At 69.6% G+C, this 19,261-nt stretch carries 16 protein-coding genes; 13 read left to right on the forward strand and 3 right to left on the reverse strand.

Annotated elements, in window-relative coordinates:
* Nucleotides 1-23: 23 nt before the first annotated feature.
* The 10 genes from rsmI to OC372_RS14915 all read left to right on the forward strand — a co-directional run bounded on the left by rsmI (nt 24) and on the right by OC372_RS14915 (nt 12,619).
* A complete protein-coding gene (gene rsmI, locus OC372_RS14870) occupies nt 24-851 on the forward strand; it encodes a 16S rRNA (cytidine(1402)-2'-O)-methyltransferase (RefSeq protein ID WP_262002533.1) in 828 nt (275 codons plus the stop codon).
* Nucleotides 848-1,954, forward strand: coding sequence for a LacI family DNA-binding transcriptional regulator (locus tag OC372_RS14875; protein WP_262002534.1), 1,107 nt, complete (start codon nt 848-850; stop codon nt 1,952-1,954). The genes rsmI and OC372_RS14875 overlap by 4 nt, the downstream gene beginning before the upstream one ends.
* 106 nt (nt 1,955-2,060) lie before the next feature.
* Nucleotides 2,061-3,752, forward strand: coding sequence for an ABC transporter substrate-binding protein (locus tag OC372_RS14880; protein ID WP_262002535.1), 1,692 nt, complete (start codon nt 2,061-2,063; stop codon nt 3,750-3,752).
* Complete coding sequence (locus OC372_RS14885) at nt 3,749-4,729, forward strand: ABC transporter permease (RefSeq protein ID WP_262002536.1); 981 nt, start codon at nt 3,749-3,751, stop codon at nt 4,727-4,729. Before OC372_RS14880 ends, OC372_RS14885 begins: the two co-directional genes overlap by 4 nt.
* Nucleotides 4,726-5,640: an ABC transporter permease gene (locus OC372_RS14890; RefSeq protein WP_105710940.1), complete on the forward strand. Its 915-nt coding sequence runs from the start codon at nt 4,726-4,728 to the stop codon at nt 5,638-5,640. The genes OC372_RS14885 and OC372_RS14890 overlap by 4 nt, the downstream gene beginning before the upstream one ends.
* A gap of 5 nt (nt 5,641-5,645) precedes the next feature.
* A complete protein-coding gene (locus OC372_RS14895; RefSeq protein WP_410054872.1) occupies nt 5,646-7,346 on the forward strand; it encodes an ABC transporter ATP-binding protein in 1,701 nt (566 codons plus the stop codon).
* A gap of 23 nt (nt 7,347-7,369) precedes the next feature.
* On the forward strand, nt 7,370-8,539 hold the full coding sequence (locus OC372_RS14900; RefSeq protein ID WP_262002670.1) for a glycoside hydrolase family 1 protein: 1,170 nt from the start codon (nt 7,370-7,372) through the stop codon (nt 8,537-8,539).
* A gap of 21 nt (nt 8,540-8,560) precedes the next feature.
* A complete protein-coding gene (locus OC372_RS14905; protein WP_262002538.1) occupies nt 8,561-10,105 on the forward strand; it encodes a molybdopterin-dependent oxidoreductase in 1,545 nt (514 codons plus the stop codon).
* A gap of 39 nt (nt 10,106-10,144) precedes the next feature.
* Nucleotides 10,145-11,722 (forward strand): methionine--tRNA ligase, encoded by a 1,578-nt coding sequence (metG, locus tag OC372_RS14910; RefSeq protein WP_262002539.1) that lies wholly within the window; start codon nt 10,145-10,147, stop codon nt 11,720-11,722.
* Nucleotides 11,723-11,740: 18 nt separating this feature from the next.
* Nucleotides 11,741-12,619 (forward strand): TatD family hydrolase, encoded by an 879-nt coding sequence (locus OC372_RS14915; protein WP_262002540.1) that lies wholly within the window; start codon nt 11,741-11,743, stop codon nt 12,617-12,619.
* Here the strand turns inward: OC372_RS14915 and OC372_RS14920 are convergent.
* Complete coding sequence (locus OC372_RS14920; protein WP_181156278.1) at nt 12,598-13,863, reverse strand: MFS transporter; 1,266 nt, start codon at nt 13,861-13,863, stop codon at nt 12,598-12,600. The genes OC372_RS14915 and OC372_RS14920 overlap by 22 nt on opposite strands.
* Before the next feature lie 67 nt (nt 13,864-13,930).
* On the opposite strand from OC372_RS14920, the gene rsmA reads away from it, so the two are divergent.
* Genes rsmA through OC372_RS14935 form a run of 3 tightly spaced genes read left to right on the forward strand, consistent with a single transcriptional unit; the run spans nt 13,931 to nt 16,795 of the window.
* Nucleotides 13,931-14,791 carry a 16S rRNA (adenine(1518)-N(6)/adenine(1519)-N(6))-dimethyltransferase RsmA gene (gene rsmA, locus OC372_RS14925; protein ID WP_262002541.1) on the forward strand — a complete coding sequence of 287 codons (861 nt, stop codon included), beginning with the start codon at nt 13,931-13,933 and terminating at the stop codon, nt 14,789-14,791.
* On the forward strand, nt 14,788-15,855 hold the full coding sequence (gene mgrA / locus OC372_RS14930; protein WP_262002542.1) for an L-glyceraldehyde 3-phosphate reductase: 1,068 nt from the start codon (nt 14,788-14,790) through the stop codon (nt 15,853-15,855). The genes rsmA and mgrA overlap by 4 nt, the downstream gene beginning before the upstream one ends.
* Before the next feature lie 7 nt (nt 15,856-15,862).
* On the forward strand, nt 15,863-16,795 hold the full coding sequence (locus OC372_RS14935; protein WP_262002543.1) for a 4-(cytidine 5'-diphospho)-2-C-methyl-D-erythritol kinase: 933 nt from the start codon (nt 15,863-15,865) through the stop codon (nt 16,793-16,795).
* A 17-nt stretch (nt 16,796-16,812) separates the two neighbouring features.
* Here OC372_RS14935 and OC372_RS14940 read toward each other — a convergent pair whose 3' ends face one another.
* Nucleotides 16,813-17,274 carry an Lrp/AsnC family transcriptional regulator gene (locus OC372_RS14940; protein WP_029262625.1) on the reverse strand — a complete coding sequence of 154 codons (462 nt, stop codon included), beginning with the start codon at nt 17,272-17,274 and terminating at the stop codon, nt 16,813-16,815.
* A gap of 200 nt (nt 17,275-17,474) precedes the next feature.
* On the reverse strand, nt 17,475-19,163 hold the full coding sequence (locus OC372_RS14945; protein ID WP_262002544.1) for a PucR family transcriptional regulator: 1,689 nt from the start codon (nt 19,161-19,163) through the stop codon (nt 17,475-17,477).
* Between the last annotated feature and the right edge of the window lie 98 nt (nt 19,164-19,261).

Here is a 19,261-nt window from a genome sequence, read left to right on the forward strand (position 1 = left end):
GACAACCCGCCTAAGCTGGGCGGGTGATCATCCTCGCCGCCACTCCGATCGGAAATCTCGGCGACGCGTCCCGCCGCCTGGTGGAGGTGCTGGAGAACGCCGAGGTCGTCGTCGCGGAAGACACCCGCACCACCGTGCGACTCCTGAAGGCGCTGCAGATCGACAACCGTCCGCGCCTGATCGCGCTGCACGACCACAACGAGAAGCAGAAGGCGGCGGAGCTCGCCGCCCTCGCCGCGGAGACCGACATCGTCGTGATGAGCGACGCCGGGATGCCGACCGTCAGCGATCCCGGTTACGGGCTGGTCGCCGAGGCCGTGGCCCAGGGTGTGACGGTGACCGCGATCCCCGGTCCGAGTGCGGTGCTGATGGCGCTCGCGATCTCGGGCCTCCCCACCGACCGCTTCACGTTCGAGGGCTTCCTGCCGCGCAAGCCGGGGGAGCGCCGCTCGACTCTTCGCGCGCTCGCCTCGGAACCCCGCACCATGGTGTTCTTCGAGTCCCCGGCCCGCCTCGCGAGTGCGCTCGCCGACATGGGGGCCGCGTTCGGCGACGAGCGGCGGATCGCGGTGTGCCGCGAGCTCACGAAGCTGTACGAGGAGGTGCGCCGCGGCACGGCATCCGAGCTGGTCGCCTGGGCCGAGGACGGCGTCAAGGGCGAGATCGTCGTCGTCGTCGAGGGGGCTTCCCGCCGCGACGCCTCCCCGGAGGACGCGCTCGCCCAGGTGCAGAAGCTCGTCGCCGACGGCATCCGCCTGAAGGATGCTGCGTCCGAGGTGGCGGCGCTCACCGGCCTCTCCTCCCGCGACCTCTACCAGGCCGCGCTGGCCGCCCGCTCCGGAGGGGCATGACCGTGAGCAAGGCGGCGACCGTGTACGACGTGGCCGATCGGGCGGGGGTGTCGATCGCCACCGTGTCGCGCGTGCTGCGCTCGCCGGATGCGGTGCGTCCGGTTACGCGGGAGCGCGTGCTCGATGCCGTGTCGGCGCTGGGGTATGTGCCCAGCGGCAGTGCCCGGGGTCTCGCGGAGCGCCGTACCGGGGTGCTCGGGCTGTACTTTCCGGGGTTCGACGCCGCGGAAGACGCCCCGGCGCTGGACGTGCTCTCCGCCGCCGATGCGCCGCCGTTCGCGATCGTCCGCGACGATGCGGAAGCCGATGACGGCCACACCTCGATGCTCTTCCTCGACGAGGTGCTCCGCGGGGCGGAGCTCGAGGCCTGGAAGCAGGGCTTCGTGCTCATGGTCGGCGTCGGGCGCGACGACCCCGATCGTTCGACCGTGCGCGACATGGCCGGCCGCGTCGACGGCCTCATGGTGCTCGCGAGCAGTGTGCCCGACGACGTGCTGGCGCGACTCGGCCGCCGGATCCCGGTGGTGGTCCTCTCCGGGCCGCCGCGCGGCGATCACTACGACCACGTCACCGTGAGCAACGCCGAGGCGATGGCCGAGTTGACCCGCCACGTCCTGGCCCAGGTGGGGGACGGGCCGCTCGCGTTCCTCGCCGGTCCCCAGGACTCGCCGGACGGCGTGCAGAGGTGGGAGGGGTTCGCGGCGGCGGTGACGGCTGCGGGCCGGTCGGTCCACGACGTGACCGTCGTCCGCGGTGACTTCACCCGCGGCTCAGGCCGTCGTGCCGCCGAAGAGCTGGTCGCATCCGGCGCACCGGCCGCGCTGGTCTCTGCGAACGATCAGATGGCGCTCGGTGCGCTCGACGTGTTCCGCGGTGCCGGCATCCGCGTGCCCGAAGACCTCCTCGTGACCGGGTTCGACGGCATCGAGGCGGCCGCGCTGTCGCGCCCTCCGCTCACCACGATCCGCCAGCCGATGATCGACCTGGGGCGCGCAGCCGTCCAGGTGCTCGCGCGGCGACTGGAGAGCATCGATGCCGAGCCGGTGCTGGCTCGCCTGCCGCTGCAGATCCTTCTGCGCGAGAGCTCGCAGCGCCCCTCCTGACGCCCCGCGACACGGCGCCACGCCGGTGTCAAGGGGTTGCTTTCGAAAAATGTATGCGCTTACAATTGCCGAGGCGGCGCGGGCCGTCGGTCATGACAGAGACGACATGAGGTGGCAGATGTCCGGTGGCAGAACACCGAGAGCGCGGATGATGGGACGCTGGCGCAGAGCCGCGATCGTCGGCCTGGCAGCAGCCGCGGTCGCACTGAGCGGCTGCAGCATCCAGATCACATCCCAACCCGATCCCTCGATCGGCGACGACACGATGCTGATCAACGCCGACAAGGGCAACCCGTTCTTCACGAGGAACTTCAACCCGTATCTCACCAACACGCGCACGGCGTCGCGGTGGATCTACGAGCCGCTGATCCTGGTCAACCCGCTCGACGGCACGCAGAACCCCTGGCTGGCGACCGAGTGGTCCCAGCCCGACGCCCGCACCATCGTCATGACGATCCGCGACGACGTCGAGTGGAGCGACGGCGAAGACCTGACGCCGGACGATGTGGCCTTCACGTTCCAGTTGCTCAAGGACAACCCCGCGCTCGACATCAAGGGTGCCTGGCAGCATCTGGAGAGCGTCGAGACCGAGGGCGACGACGTGATCATGCACCTCCAGACCGAGGATGCTCCGTCGCTGCCGATCCTCGGCCAGACCATGATCGTGCCGGAGCACCTCTGGGCCGACGTGAAGGACCCCGCCACGTACCGCAACGAGACACCGGTCGGGACCGGGCCGTTCGTGCTCGGTAACTACAACGACCAGCAGTACTCGATGGACCGCAACCCCGACTACTGGCAGGCCGACAAGATCGAGATCGAGCACATCATCCTGCCCTCGACCAACTCGCAGCTCGACACCGTGAGCCGCGGGTACGACTGGGCGTACTCGTTCATCTCCGACGTGGAGGGCACCTGGGGTGCGGCGAGTCCGGACAACAAGTGGTGGTTCCCGCCGGGCGGCGTGATCGCCCTGATGCCGAACCTCGAGGTCGCCCCCTTCGACGACGTGAACGTCCGCCGAGGCATCGCGCTCTCCCTCGATCGCGAGGAGATCGCCGAGACCGCTTCCGAGGGGTACATGGAGCCCGCCGGCCAGACCGGACTGATCCTCCCGAACCAGGAGGAGTATCTCGACCCGAGCATCCCCGACGAGGGCATGATCACGCAGGACACGGACGCTGCGCTCGAAGCCTTCGAGAAGGCGGGCTACACCCTCGACGGCGACCGGCTCGTGGACGCCGACGGTGAGCAGCTCGAGTTCGCGCTCACCACGGCCAACGGCTTCACCGACTGGACCAGGGCGGCGCAGACCGTGCGCAGTCAGCTCGCCGAGGTCGGCGTGAAGGTCACGCTCAAGCTCCCGCAGCCCGCGGGATACCAGAGCGCGATCAGCAACGGCGACTTCGAGATGGCGATCGGCGGCATGGGCAACGGCGACGTCTACCAGGCCTACAACAACCTGCTCTCCAGCGAGTTCTACGTGCCATCGGGTGAGACGACCGCCAACAACTTCGAGCGCTACCGCTCGGACGAGGCCGACGCGCTGCTGGCCGAGTACCGCGAGACCGTCGACACCGATCGCCAGGCCGAGATCGTGAAGGAGCTGCAGGGCATCGTCTACGACGAGATGCCCGTGATCGGCCTCTACTACGGCGGCATCTGGGGTCTGTTCAACGACGCCAAGTTCACCGGCTGGCCGAGTGAGGAAGACCCGTACATGATCCCGCAGAACTACGATTCCGCGCCGCTGGGCATCTTCACGCGGCTCGAGCGAGTCAAGGAGGACGACAAGTGAAGTACGTGCTCCAGAAGTTCGGCCTGTTCGTGCTCACCCTGTGGGCCGCGGTCACCCTGAACTTCTTCCTCCCGCGCATGATGCCGGGTTCCCCGGCGGATGCCGCCATCGCCAAGCTGTCCCAGAACGGGCCGGTGTCCGACGCCACGCGCGCCGCCATCGAAGCCCAGCTGGGCGTGCCGACCGGGTCGCTGTGGGATCAGTACATCGCCTACCTCGGCCAGGTCGTGCGGCTCGACTTCGGCGTCTCGTACACGTTCTATCCCCAGTCGGTGGCGAGCATGGTGTCGACGGCATTGCCGTACACGATCGCCCTCGTCGGCATCGTCACGATCCTCGCGTTCGTGATCGGCACCCTCATCGGCGTCGCGGCCGCCTGGCGTCGAGGTACCTGGCTCGACACGCTGCCGACGCTGACGGGCTCCTTCCTCAGCACGTTCCCCTACTTCTGGACCGCGCTGCTGCTGCTGTTCTTCTTCGGCTACGTGCTGCACTGGTTCCCGACGACCGGCGCCTACTCCGCCACGACGACCCCCGGGTTCACCTGGGAGTTCATCGGAGACCTGCTCAGCCACGCGTTCCTGCCGGCCCTGACGATCCTGCTCACCTCACTCGGCGGCTGGATCATCGGGATGCGCAACGCCATGATCAACACGCTCGGTGAGGACTACATCACCTTCGGCGAGGCGAACGGGCTGCACGGCCGCACGATCGCCCTCCGCTACGCCGCGCGCAACGCGATCCTGCCGAACCTCACCGGCTTCGGGCTCACGCTCGGCGGTGTCGTGGGCGGATCGATCCTCGTAGAGCAGGTGTTCGGCTATCCCGGCATCGGGTACCTGCTCTTCAACGCCGTGATCGGGCAGGACTACCCGCTCATGCAGGCGCTCTTCCTGATGATCACCGTGAGCGTGCTCATCGCCAACTTCCTCGTGGACATCCTCTACGGGGTTCTCGACCCGAGGACACGCCGATGACTTCCACCATGAACGTCAAGATCCCCGCCGAGCGCATCGCCGCGCCCAGCCCGTGGCGCGCCTTCGGGCGCATGGTCGCCACCCTCTGGAGCAACGGCAAGGCCCGACTCGGCCTCTGCATCCTCGCCTTCTTCGTGCTGGTCGCGGTGTTCGCCCCGGTCCTCGCCCCCTACGGGCCGAAGGAGAACGGGTTCGACCGCAACGCCGACGCGTCCTGGGCGCACTGGCTCGGCACGACCGCCGCGGGGGAGGACGTGCTCAGCCAGCTCATCTACGGTGCGCAGATCAGCCTTCTGGTCGGCTTCGCCGCCGGCATCCTGTCCACCATCGTCGCCGTGCTGATCGGCCTCAGCTGGGGTTACATGCGCGGCTTCGCGGGCGAGGTGGTCGGCTTCATCGTCAACCTCTTCCTCGTGATCCCGGGCCTGCCTCTCATGATCGTGATCGCCGCCTACCTGCAGAACGGCGGCATCCTGATGATCATCGCCGTGATCGTGGTGACCGGCTGGGCGTGGGGCGCGCGCGTGCTCCGCAGCCAGACGCAGTCGCTGCGCGGCAACGACTTCGTCACCTCGGCGCAGTTCTCGGGGGACAGCCGGACGCGCATCGTGTTCCGCGAGATCCTGCCGAACATGACGTCGATCATCGCCGGCACGCTCTTCGGGGCGGCGACGGCCGCGATCCTCGCCGAGGCGGGGCTGGAGTTCCTCGGCCTCGGCGACTCCAGCATCGTCAGCTGGGGCACCATGCTCTACTGGGCGCAGAACTCCAACTCCCTGCTCACCGGGCAGTGGCTGCTGCTGTTCGCCCCCGGTCTGTGCATCGCACTGCTGGCTCTGAGCCTGACACTGATCAACTTCGGCGTGGACGGCATCTCCAATCCGCGCCTGCGAGAGGGGAAGGGCCGATGACCGCCATGGACACCAACGATGTGCTGCTGGAGGTCGACTCCCTCTCCGTCGAATACGCCTCACCCGGGGCGACGCCGGTCGCCGCCGTCCACGACGTCTCGTTCTCGCTGCGTCGCGGCGAGTTCGTCGGACTCGTTGGCGAGTCGGGGTCGGGCAAGTCGACCCTCGGCTTCGCGCTGACGCGGCTGCAGAAGCCGCCGGCGCGCATCAGCGGCGGCCGCATCCTCTTCGGCGGGCGCGACATCCGCGAGCTGGATGCCGAGGAGCTGCGTCGTCAGCGCCAGGGCGGGTTCGCAATGGTGCTGCAGTCGGGCATGAACGCACTGAACCCGGTGCGCACGGTGGGCAACCACTTCCGCGACATCTTCGCCGCCCACGGCCACGTGCCCAAGGGCAACCGGGAGGCCCGGGCCCGCGAGCTCATCGGCAAGGTCGGCCTCGACGCCTCGGTGCTCGCCCGCTACCCCGGGGAGCTCTCCGGCGGTATGCGCCAGCGTGCCTCGATCGCGCTCGCGCTGTCGCTGGAGCCGCAGCTCATGGTCTTCGACGAACCGACCACCGCGCTCGACGTGCTCGTGCAGCACGCCGTCATGGACACGATCAAGGAGCTGCAGCGGGCCGAGCAGTTCACGGCCATCCTCATCAGCCACGATCTCGGCATCGTGCTCGAGGCCACCGACCGGGTGATGGTGATGCACGAGGGGCGCATCGTCGAAGACGCGCCGAGCATCGACATCCTGCAGCGTCCGAAGGACGAGTACACGCGGATGCTGCTCAGCCACTACGCGGACCCGCGGGCGAAGACCCTGTCGATCCCCGGCTTCGTCGACCTCGGGACGCGGCGCGCCGAAGGCCGTTCGCGCACCGACGTGACGGAGACGCTGCCGACCGTGTCGTCTCGGGATGCGCGTCGGGCGGATGCGGCGATCGTGGTCGACGGAGTGTCCAAGCACTATCCGGCGCCGCGCCGCGGACAGGATGCCGTGACGGCCGTCGACGACGTGTCGTTCCGGCTGGAGCCGGGGGAGGCGCTCGCGCTCGTCGGCGCCTCGGGTTCGGGCAAGTCGACCATCGCGAAGATGCTCACCGGCGTCGAGAAGCCGACGTCCGGCACGGTGCGGTTCGGGGATGTCGACGTCGCCACGCTCAAGCGGCGCGGACTGCGCGACCTGCGCAAGGACGTGCAGATGGTGTTCCAGGACCCGTACGCGGCACTCAACCCGCTGCACACGGTCGAGTACGCGCTGACGCGCCCGGTCATGAACTACACGAAGCTGCGCGGGCAGGAAGCCAGGGCGCGGGTGCTCGAGCTGCTCGAGACCGTCGGCCTCACGCCCGTCGAGCAGTTCGCGGCGAAGCTGCCGCATCAGCTCTCGGGCGGGCAGCGGCAGCGCGTCGTGATCGCCCGGGCGCTCGCGAGCGACCCGCAGGTGCTCATCGCCGACGAGCCGGTCTCGATGCTCGACGTCTCGCTGCGTGCGGGCGTGCTGGCGCTGCTGGAGGATCTGCGCGAGAGATGGGGCATCAGCATGCTCTACATCACGCACGACCTGCTGAGCGCGAGGCTCGTGACGCAGAACATCCTGGTGCTCAACGGCGGCCGCGTGGTCGAACGCGGAGAGACCGCCGAGGTGCTGCAGCATCCGGAGGATCCGTACACGATCCAGCTGCTGGACGCCGTGCCCAATCCGACTCGTATCCGATAGAACCACTCATGAGAGGAGCACTCGTGCTCGCATTCCCCGACGGCTTCCTGTGGGGTGCCGCGACCGCGGCCCACCAGGTGGAGGGCAACAACACCACGAGCAACTGGTGGGCGATGGAACACGCCCCCGGCTCGCCCATGGTCGAGCCCTCCGGTGACGCCGCCGACCACTTCCACCGCTACCCGGAGGACATGCGGCTGCTCGCCGACGCCGGGCTGAACTCCTACCGGTTCTCGGTCGAGTGGGCGCGGATCGAGCCCGAGCGCGGCTTCGTCTCGCGGGCGATGCTCGACCACTACCGCCGCATGATCGACACGGCGCGCGAGAACGGGCTCGACCCGACGGTCACGCTCATGCACTTCACGGTGCCGCAGTGGTTCCAGAAGGACGGCTTCTGGCGTGCCGACGACGCGGTCGACCTGTTCGCCCGCTACGTCGAGACCGTGCTCCCGATCCTCGACGGCGTCGAGTACGTGTGCACCATCAACGAGCCGAACATCGCCGCGATGCTCGCCGGGGGAGAGGATGCCGCGAACCTCGTCGCCTTCGGCCTCCCGAACCCCGACCTCGCCGTGGCCGACACCCTGCTCGACGCGCACCACCGCGCCTCCGAGATCCTGCACTCGGTGCCCGGGGTCAAGGCCGGCTGGACGATCGCCACACAGGCGTTCCACTCCACCGGCGAGCCCGGCGCCGACGAGATGCTCGCCGAATACGGCGACCCGCGCGACCACTGGTACCTGGACCAGTCGGCCGGCGACGACTTCGTCGGCGTGCAGGCGTACACGCGCACCTTCATCGGACCGGAGGGTCCGCGGCCCGTGTCGCCGGATGTGGAGACGACCCTGACCGGCTGGGAGTTCTTCCCCGAGGCGCTCGAGATGGGTGTGCGCAGCGCATGGGAACGCAGCGGAGGGGTGCCCGTGCTCGTGACCGAGAACGGCATCGCGACCGCCGACGACACCCGCCGCATCGCCTACACGCAGGGTGCGCTCGAGGGACTGCACCGCGCGATCTCCGACGGCATCGATGTGCGGGCGTACCAGCACTGGAGCGCGCTGGACAACTACGAGTGGGCCAGCGGCTTCGCCCCCACCTTCGGCCTGATCGGTTTCGACCATCAGACGTTCGAGCGCACTCCGAAGCCCTCGCTCGCCTGGCTCGGGGAGGTCGCCCGCCGCAACGGGCTCTGACTTCGGGGTTACGCTCAGGGAATGACGACGCACGCGAGGCACTCGACGCGGCAGGACCGGATCCGATCCGCAGCCGCGGGCCTGAGCGCGGCCGTCGTCGCGGTCGGCCTGGCGGAACTCGTCGCTGCGGTCGTGGAGCCGAGTGCGAGCCCGTTCGCCGTGATCGGCAGCGGGCTCATCGACCTCGCGCCGAGCTGGGCGAAAGACACGGCGATCGCGCTGTTCGGCACCGGAGACAAGGTGGCCCTGATCGTCGGGGTCGCCATCGTCCTCGCGGTCGTCGCCGCGTTCGCCGGTGTCCTGGAGCTGCGACGCCCTCCGATCGGGGCCGTGATCCTCGCTGCTCTCGGCGCACTCGCCGTCGTGGCCGCGATGATCCGCCCCGGTGCGGGGCCGTTCGCCTGGCTCCCCGGCCTCGTCGCCGGTCTCGTCGCGGTGATCGTCCTGCGGATGCTGGTGCGCAGGCTCCGGCCCGTCGCCGGAATCGCCCCCGACGAGATCGACCGGCGCCGGTTCCTGGTCTGGACGACCGGCGCCGCGGCGGCCGGCCTCGTGCTGCTGATCGTCGGGAACGTCGCGCGCGGGGCCACCCGCTCGATCGAGGTGGTCCGTGACGCGCTGCGGCTGCCGAAGCCGGCGCGAGCGGCGGCGCCGGTCCCTGCCGGCGCCGACCTGGAGATCCCCGGCCTCGCTCCGGTCGTCACCCCCAACGCCGAGTTCTACCGCATCGACACCGCGCTGATCGTGCCGCGGATCGACCCGGCCGACTGGTCGCTGCGCATCCACGGGATGGTGGACCGCGAGGTGCGCCTCACCTGGGACGAGCTGGTCGCCCTGCCGATGCAGGAGTCCGACGTCACTCTCGCGTGCGTGTCGAACGAGGTCGGCGGATCGCTGATCGGCAACGCCCGCTGGCTGGGCGTTCCGGTGCGGGAGCTGCTCGCCCGCGCGGGTGTGGATCCTGACGCCGACATGGTGCTGTCGACCTCGTCCGACGGCTTCACGGCATCCACTCCGATCGAGGCGCTCACCGACGACCGCGACGCGCTACTGGCCGTCGGCATGAACGGCGAGCCGCTGCCGATCGAACACGGGTTCCCGGCGCGACTCGTGGTGCCCGGGCTCTACGGCTACGTGTCCGCGACGAAGTGGGTCACCCAGCTCGAGGTCACCCGTTTCGACCGCGCCACCGCGTACTGGACCACACGGGGATGGTCCGAGCGCGGGCCGATCAAGCTGCAGTCCCGCATCGATGTGCCGCGTGGAGGCCAGTCCGTTCCGGCCGGCGACACCGTGATCGCGGGGATGGCGTGGCAGCAGCAGGTCGGCATCGCCGGGGTCGAGGTGCGCATCGACGACGGGCCGTGGCAGCGGGCCGAGCTCGCAACCGCGATCTCAGCCGACACCTGGGTGCAGTGGAGTCTGGCGTGGACGGCGGAGAGCGGATCGCACACCGTCGAGTGCCGGGCGCTCAGCGTCGAGGGCGATACCCAGACATCGGATCCGGCGCCGCCCGCACCCGACGGCGCGCAGGGATGGCACCGCATCGACGTCTCGGTGGCCTGAGCGCGTAACCTCCGGTGCCCGGACACCTAGAATTGCTCCATGCCCGCAGGCGAATCCTTCTACATCACCACGCCCATCTACTACCCCTCCGACGTGCCGCACATCGGTCACGGGTACACGACGGTGGCCGTCGACACGCTCGCACGGTGGCACCGCCAGGCGGGGGATGACACCTGGATGCTCACCGGCACCGATGAGCACGGCCAGAAGATGCTGCGCGCCGCGGCGGCCAACAACGTGACGCCGCAGGAGTGGGTCGACAAGCTCGTCACCGAGAGCTGGTTCCCGCTGCTGACGACGCTCGACGTCGCCAACGACGACTTCATCCGCACCACGCAGGAGCGCCACGAGACGAACGTGCAGACGTTCTTCCAGCGCCTGTACGACCGCGGTTACATCTACGCCGGCGAGTACGAGGCGCTCTACTGCGTGGGCTGCGAGGAGTTCAAGCCCGAGTCGGAGATCGTCGACGGCACCGGTCCCTTCGAGGGGCTGAAGGTCTGCGCCATCCACTCGAAGCCGCTGGAGCTGCTGCAGGAGAAGAACTACTTCTTCAAGCTGAGCGAGTTCCAGGATCGTCTGCTCGAGCTCTACAAGACGCAGCCCGATTTCGTGCGCCCGGATTCCGCGCGCAACGAGGTCGTGTCGTTCGTGAGCCAGGGCCTGAAGGATCTGTCGATCTCGCGTTCGACCTTCGACTGGGGCATCCCGCTGCCGTGGGACGAGTCGCACGTCATCTACGTGTGGGTCGACGCCCTGCTGAACTACGCCACGGCCGTCGGCTACGGCTCCGACGAGGAGACGTTCGAGCGCCGTTGGCCCGCGTACCACGTGGTGGGCAAGGACATCCTGCGCTTCCACGCGGTGATCTGGCCCGCCCTCCTGATGGCCGCCGGCCTCGAGGTACCCCAGGGCGTCTTCGCGCACGGCTGGCTGCTGGTCGGCGGCGAGAAGATGTCCAAGTCGAAGCTCACCGGCATCGCGCCGACCGAGATCACCGACGTGTTCGGCTCCGACGCGTACCGCTTCTACTTCCTCTCCGCGATCGCGTTCGGCCAGGACGGCTCGTTCTCGTGGGAAGACCTGTCGGCCCGCTACCAGGCCGAGCTCGCGAACGGCTTCGGCAACCTCGCCTCGCGCACCACGGCGATGATCGAGAAGTACTTCGAGGGGGTCGTGCCGCCCGCGGCCGAGTACACCGAGAATGACCTCGCGATCCAGAAGATCGTGGCGGATGCGGCGAAGAACGCGGATGCCGCGGTCGCGCAGTTCCGCATCGACGAGGCCATCTCGTCGATCTGGACGATCGTCGACGCGCTCAACGGCTACATCACCGAGAACGAGCCCTGGGCGCTCGCTCGCGACGAGGCTCAGCGCACGCGCCTGGGCACCGTGCTGTACACCTGTGCCGAGGGTCTGCGTGCTCTCGCGGTGCTGCTCTCGCCCGTGATGCCGCAGTCGACCGAGAAGCTCTGGGTCGCACTCGGTGCCGCCGAGACCCTGGGTCGTCTGCAGGACCAGCCGATCCGCGAGGCCGGAGCCTGGGGCGTGCTGCGCCCGGGCACCAGCGTCAACGGGCTCGCACCGCTGTTCCCCCGGGTGGAGTCCACGGCCTGAGCAAGGTCGGTCACGGAGATGTCGGGGACCTATGTGCAGCGCCGTGACGGCGACGGACGCAAGGATCTGAAGTATCCGGCCGCTCCCGAGCCGCTCACGGTCCCGGTGTACGACAACCATGCGCACCTGGAGATCGTCGACGGCGATGACCCGCTGTCGCTGACCGAGCAGCTCGACCGCGCGGCGGCGGTGGGCATCGCCGGGGTCGTGCAGGCTTCCGGTGACATCGAGTCGTCGCGGTGGGCCGTCGAGGCTGCGGCATCCGATCCGCGCGTGCTCGCCGCCGTCGCCATCCACCCGAACGATGCGCCGACGTACGCCGAAGAGGGCCGGCTCGACGAGGCGATCGCGGTGATCGACGAGCTCGCGGCGCACCCGCGCACGCGGGCGATCGGCGAGACGGGCCTGGACTTCTTCCGTACCGAGCCTGAGCGGCAGGCGCCGCAGTTCGAATCGTTCGAGGCGCACATCGCGCTGGCGAAGAAGCACGGCATCGCGATGCAGATCCACGACCGCGATGCGCACGATGCGGTGCTGGAGACCCTGAGCCGCGTCGGCGCCCCCGAGCGCACGGTGTTCCACTGTTTCTCGGGCGACGACGCGATGGCGCGCGTCTGCGCCGATGCCGGGTACCACCTGTCATTCGCGGGGAACGTGACGTTCAAGAACGCCCAGAACCTGCGGGACGCGCTGAAGGTCACCCCGCTCGATCGCCTCCTGGTCGAGACGGACGCGCCGTTCCTCACCCCGGTGCCGCTGCGGGGTCGTCCGAATGCCCCGTACCTCGTGCCGATCACGGTGCGCTTCATGGCGGCTGAGCTGGGTATCGAGGTCGATGAGCTGTGCGCCCAGCTGGCCGAGAACACCCTGCGGGTCTACGGCTCGTTCGCCGACTGACTCTCGGGTTCTTCCACGGGCTTCGCCGACACGATCTGCGAGATGGGCTTCCACACCAGCAGCAGCGTGAGCGCCGCGCCGACGAACGCGAACCACCACGGTGCCGTGAGGCCCCAGACCTGGGCGATCACGCCGCCGAGCGCCTGGCCGACGACCATGCCGCCGAACACCCCGACCATGTTGACGGAGGCCACGCGCCCCTGCAGCTCGGCGGGCACGAGGCGCTGCCGCACGGTCGTGGAGATCGTGCCCCACACGAACGCGTAGGCGCCGAAGAAGAACATGATGACCAGGGCCACCCAGCCCGTGGTGGTGAGGGCGAACGACAGGTGCATGAGCACCTCGAGCGAGAGCACCACCCGCATCAGCGTCGCGAACGACACGTGCCGCTCCAGCCAGCCGAAGCTGAGTGTGGCGAGGATGCCGCCCGCCGCGGATGCCGTCGTGAGCGCGCCGTAGCCGACCGCGCCCATGTGCAGGTGTTCGGTCGCGTACAGCACGAGCACGCCCCAGGGCGCGGCCCACGTGATGTTGAAGACCAGGATGATGAGCACCAGCATGCGCACCGGCGGATTGCGCCACAGCCAGCGGATGCCCTCGGCGATGTCGGTGTGCACCGGCGGGTGCGTGTCGGTCTCGCGCGGCGGGACGGGCGTCTTCGCCATACGCGAGATGAGCACGACCGCGAAGCTCACGCACACGACCTCGAGCAGGAACGGCCAGGCGGTGCCCGCGGCGAACAGGAAGGCGCCCAGCGGCGGGCCGGCGAACTGATTCGCGACGAGGTATCCGGCCTGCAGGCGGGCGTTGCCGATGCCGAGGTCGGCGGGCTTCACCAGCATCGGCAGCAGCGTGCTGCCCGCCGTGTCGACGAAGACCTCGGCGGTGCCGTAGAGGAAGGCGACGGCGAGCACGATCCAGATGTTCGCGACGCCCGTCACGAGGAACACGCACAGGGCGAGGAGGACCACGGCCCGCGCGGCATTGGCGAACATGACCAGGCGGCGGCGGTCGAAGCGGTCGGCGATCGCCCCCGCGTGCAGTCCGAACAGCAGCCATGGGAGGAACTGCAGGATCGCGCCGGATGCCACCAGGATCGGCGACGAGGTCATCGACGCGATCAGCAGGGGAGCGGCCGCGAGGGCCACGCCGTCGCCGATGTTGCTGGTCCACGACGAGGCGAGGAGCCAGCGGAAATCGCGGCCCATGCGGCGGGGCGCGACGAGTTCACCGAGGGAAGGCACCAGAGAAGACTACTGACGGCGGGGGACATCGGCGGGGGTCACCGGGAGAGTGGGGGAGAATGGCAGGATGACCGTCACCCTGCTCGGCGCCACCGAGATCCGCCGACTCGCCGCCGAGCTCGACGTCACCCCGACCAAGAAGCTCGGCCAGAACTTCGTCACCGACGCGAACACCGTGCGCAAGATCGTGCAGGCCGCCCGCGTGCAGCCGCACGAGCGCGTGGTCGAGGTCGGTCCGGGGCTGGGTTCCCTGACCCTCGCGATCCTCGAGACCGGGGCATCCGTCACGGCCGTCGAGATCGACCACCGCCTCGCGGCCCGACTCGCGCAGACCGCCGCCGAGCACGGCGTCGAGCCCGACCGGCTCACGGTCGTCGATGCGGATGCGCTGCGCATCACCGAACTACCGGGCGAGCCGACGGTGCTCGTCGCCAACCTGCCCTACAACGTCTCGGTGCCCGTGCTGCTGCACTTCCTCGAGAACTTCGCGTACCTGCAGCGCGGTGTGGTGATGGTGCAGGCCGAGGTCGCCGAGCGTCTCGCCGCGAAACCGGGGTCGAAGATCTACGGCTCGCCCAGCGTCAAGGCGGCCTGGTACGGCGAGTGGAAGCTCTCCGGGAACGTCTCGCGCCAGGTGTTCTGGCCGGTGCCCAACGTCGACAGCCTGCTCGTCGGCTTCGACCGGTCCGAGGGGGAGCGCGGCACCGAGGAGGAGCGCCGCCGCACGTTCAAGATCGTGGATGCCGCCTTCAACCAGCGCCGCAAGATGCTCCGCCAGGCGCTGTCGGGGATCTTCGGCAGCTCGGCGGCGGCATCCGAGGTGCTGATCGCCGCCGGCGTCGCCCCCACGGCCCGCGGCGAAGACCTCACGGTCGAGGACTACCAGCGCATCGCGCAGCAGGCACCAGGGACTAATCTGGCACCGTGACCGACTCCCCCCGCTTCCGTCCCGATGTCCCCGAGCTGCACCGTCCGTACGCGGCGGACGAGAGCCGCTACCAGCAGTTCGCCTACCGCCAGGTCGGCACGTCCGGTCTGTACCTGCCCCCGATCTCGCTCGGGCTGTGGTGGAACTTCGGCGACAACATCCCGCTCGACAACCAGCGCGCGCTGCTGCGCCACGCGTTCGACCGCGGCATCACGCACTTCGACCTGGCGAACAACTACGGCCCGCCCTACGGCTCGGCCGAGAAGAACTTCGGGCGCATCTTCGCCGAAGACCTCCGCCCGTACCGCGACGAGCTGATCATCTCGTCGAAGGCCGGCTGGGACATGTGGCCCGGGCCCTACGGCGACTTCGCGAGCCGCAAGTACATCCTCGCGAGCGCCGAGCAGTCGCTGACCCGCATGGGCCTCGACTACGTCGACATCTTCTACTCCCACCGCGTCGATCCCGTCACCCCGATCGCCGAGACCGTCGGCGCGCTCGACACGCTCGTGCGCCAGGGCAAGGCCCTCTACGTCGGCATCTCCTCCTACAGCGCCGAGCGCACGGCCGAGGCCGTCGCCGTGGCGAAGGAGCTCGGCACGCCCTTGGTCATCCACCAGCCGGCGTACTCGATCCTGAACCGCTGGGTCGAAGACGGCCTGACCGACACCCTCGAGCAGTCGGGCCTGGGCGCGATCGCCTTCACCCCGCTCGCACAGGGGCTGCTCACCGACAAGTACCTCGGCGACGGCACGGCCGAGCGCGCCCAGAAGCGCGGCTCGCTGCCGGATGGGCGACTCACGGATGAGGCCGTACAGACCCTGCGATCGCTGAACGAGGTCGCGCAGAGCCGGGGACAGTCGCTCGCGCAGCTCGCTCTGCAGTGGACGCTGCGCAACCCGGTCGTCGCGTCCGCGCTGATCGGCGCCTCGCGCCCGGAGCAGCTCGACGAGAACATCGCCGCCGTCAACGGTCCGACTTTCACCGCGGAGGAGCTGACCCGCATCGACGAGCTCGCCGGGGCGATCGACGTGAACCTGTGGGCGAAGTCCTCGGAGCTGTGATCCGATCATGAGTCACGCCGCGTCCACCGACTCCGTGCACGTGCGCGCGCCGGGGAAGATCAACGTCTACCTCGGGGTCGGCGGGCGGCACGACGACGGCTATCACGCGCTGGCGACGGTCTTCCAAGCGGTCTCGCTGTATGAAGACGTGATCGCGCGCCCGGCCGACGACTTCTCGGTCACGGTCGCCGGCGTCGAGGACATCGGCTCGGTCCCGCTCGACGACCGCAACTTGGCGATGCGCGCCGCCAAGCTGCTCGCGCTCGCCGTCGACCACCCGGGCGGCGTCGCCCTCGAGATCCGCAAGAGCGTTCCCGTCGCCGGCGGCATGGGCGGAGGGTCGGCGGATGCCGCTGCCGCTCTGGTCGCGTGCGACACGCTGTGGGGGACCGGGCTCTCGCAGGCCCGGCTGCACGACCTCGCTGCCCGTCTCGGCGCCGACGTGCCGTTCGCCCTGCACGGCGGCACGGCGGTCGGCACCGGTCGCGGCGATCAGCTCAATCCGGCGCTCGCGCGCGGACGCTTCGACTGGATCCTGGTGCCGAGCGACAAGGGGCTCTCGACGCCGGTGGTCTACGAGCGACTCGACATCCTGCGCGAGGAGGAGGGCGCCCTCGCCGACGACCCGCCGCTTTCGCTCGACGTGCCGATCCCGGTGTTGCAGGCGCTGCGCTCGGGAGACCCCGCCCAGCTCGCCGAGACCCTGTTCAACGACCTGCAGGCCGCCGCGCTGTTCGAGCGTCCCGACCTCGCCGACACCATCCGGCAGGGTGTCGCGGCCGGTGCGCTGCAGGGGATCGTGTCGGGTTCAGGGCCCACCGTCGCCCTCCTCTGCCCCGACCCCGAGACGGCGCAGGACGTGCAGTCCGCCCTGCGCGAGACCGGCCTCGACCCGCTCCACGTGCACGGCCCCGTCCCGGGCGCGCGCATCATCGGCTGACACCCGATTCCCGCGCCTCACTCCGCCTGCAGCAGCGCACTCACCCGGTAGGGGATGACCTCGCGGAGGAACAGGCTCGTCGAGGTGCGGAGGATGCCGGGGCAGAGGCGCACGACCTCGGCCACGCGGTAGAGGTCGTCGGGGTCCTTGGCCACGACGCGCAGCAGCAGGTCGGTGTCGCCCGCGGGGGCGAAGCACTCCAGGACCTCGGGAACCCGGCTGAGCGCGTCGATCGCGGCGGTGATCTGATGCTGATCGAGCTCGACGAGGATGGAGGCCGCGACGCCGCGTCCCAGAGCCTGCGGAAGGATGCGCGCGCTGTGGGCGCGCAGATACCCGCCGGATTCGAGCCGGTCGAGCCGGGCGTGCACGGTGCCGCGGGCGAGGCCCAGGTCCTGGGCGATCAGAGCCACCGGTCGGCGCGGGTCGCGGTCGAGCACCGTGAGGATCCTCCGGTCGGTCTCGTCGAGATTGGCCATTTCGATCACCGTCGCCTTCGTTGACTCCCACAGATTGATCGGATCGATCAATCAGAATCCACTCTATGGTCTGAATGATCGTCATGTGGTGTGATGGCTGTCAGATACGCAGGATGCCGGCCACGAGCGGGCATCACGCGCACTCGACGGAAGGCCACGAGCCGCACACGCCGGGTGTCGACGGCGACCGGCCACGAGCCTCAGCCGTCGATCAGACCTCCATCGCGGGGGATGAGGAGCCGCAGCTGCACCATGGCCGAGAACCGTGCGTCCGGATCGGTCAGATCGAGTCCGCTGATCTCCGACAGCCGGCGCAGCCGATACCGGAACGTGTTGGGGTGCGTGTACACGCGGGCCGCAGCCACCGCCACATCTCCGAACGCGTCGAGCCAGGCCCGCAGCGTCTCCACCAGATGCGTGCCCTTCTCCCGGTCCTGCGCCAGGAGCCGCGCGACGGGGCCGGTGGGCTGGTCGCCCCGGGAGCGGACGAGATCTCCGAGCTCGACCAGCAGGGCTTCCATCTGCACGGTCGTGAACCGGGCGACGGGCTCGCGCGTAGGCGTCTGACGCACCACTCGGAGGGCGCGGTCGGCGTTCGCGCGCGATGCGGGGATGCCCGCCGCGCCCTCCGCGACGGTGCCGACGCCGATGCGGATCTCACTGGTGGCCCCGAGCCGCCCGAGGAAGTCGGTCGCGACGCGGGCCGCGCGGCTGTCCGCATCGCGGTGCTCCGCCCCGGTCTCCGCATCACCCTGTTCCGGGCGGATGCCGACGACCGCGTACACGACGTTGCCGATCACGGCGACAGCCGAGCGGAGGTAGACGGCGCCCAGGTGCACGGCGAAGGCATCGGCGATGCGCTGCCGCTCGGCCACCCCGCGGGCGCCGGCGGAGGGTTCGTCGTCGCTCTCCTCCGCTGCCGACAGCGCCAGCACGACGCATCGATGATCGTTGAGACGCAGCCGGGCGGTGGCATCCGCGGCCCCCGGACCGCCTTCGAGGATCGTGGCGAGCAGGTCGGCCCGCAGCCGACGCTCGACATCGGCACCGGCCCGCAGCCGCAGCATGTGCAGGGCCACCAGGCCGGCGGAGTCCTTCAGCGCGCGCACACGATCGGGGGACAGAGGTTCCTGGACCGCGGCCCAGATCGAGCCGAGGATCTCGTCGCCCGCGCGCACCGCGAGTGCCACGCGCGGGAACGAGGGGAGTCCTTCGGTGTTGTTCACGGGGCCGACGTCGATCGGGTCCACGCTGCGGTAGAGCTCCTGGAAGACGCCGCGCTCCTCCAGCTGCCGTGCGAACCGTTCGGGCACCTGCCGTCCGAGCACCGTCTCGATGCGGGCGGGGTCGGCTTCGTGCTGGCGGCCCGAGAAGGCGACGACGCGGGAATTGCGATCCTCGATCGTCACGGGGGCGTTCAGCAGGGTCGCGATGGCGTTGGCGAGGGCGAACAGGTCACCGGAGGGCATCCCGCCGAGTGTCGTGGCTCCCTGATCGCCCACGTCGCCCTCGGCGATCAAGGACCGCAGCATCGCCGCCAGCTGCGCCCACGACGCGCCGCGGGTCAGTGCGAGGACGGGGATGCCGGTCGCCTCGGATGCTTCGCGCACCGGCTGCTCCGAACGCACGGGCGCACGCAGGACCAGGGCGGAGGCCTGCTGTGTGGCGAGGACCCGGAGGAGCTCCGCGATCTCGTCCGGATCGCTCAGGCCGACGCCGAGGACGAGCGCGCGGCGCATCGGCATCGCGTCGTCGAGGACGTCGTGGATGACGACCGTCTCGATCTCGGTGTCATCGTCGACCGCACCGCTCACCACCTCGAGCAGGGTGTTGCCGAGGTCTTCGATGACCCGGCCGAGGCTGGCGCGGGGCTTTGTCGTCACGGACATGAGCACAGGGCCCAGGCTAGGGGGCGACCACCGGTCGCGGAGCTGTGGGGCACGACGAAATCGTATCGACAGTTGGTCGATCTCGACAGGCTCGTCGT

The sequence above is a fragment of the Microbacterium sp. Mcb102 genome, assembly GCF_024519805.1.
Lineage (GTDB): Bacteria > Actinomycetota > Actinomycetes > Actinomycetales > Microbacteriaceae > Microbacterium.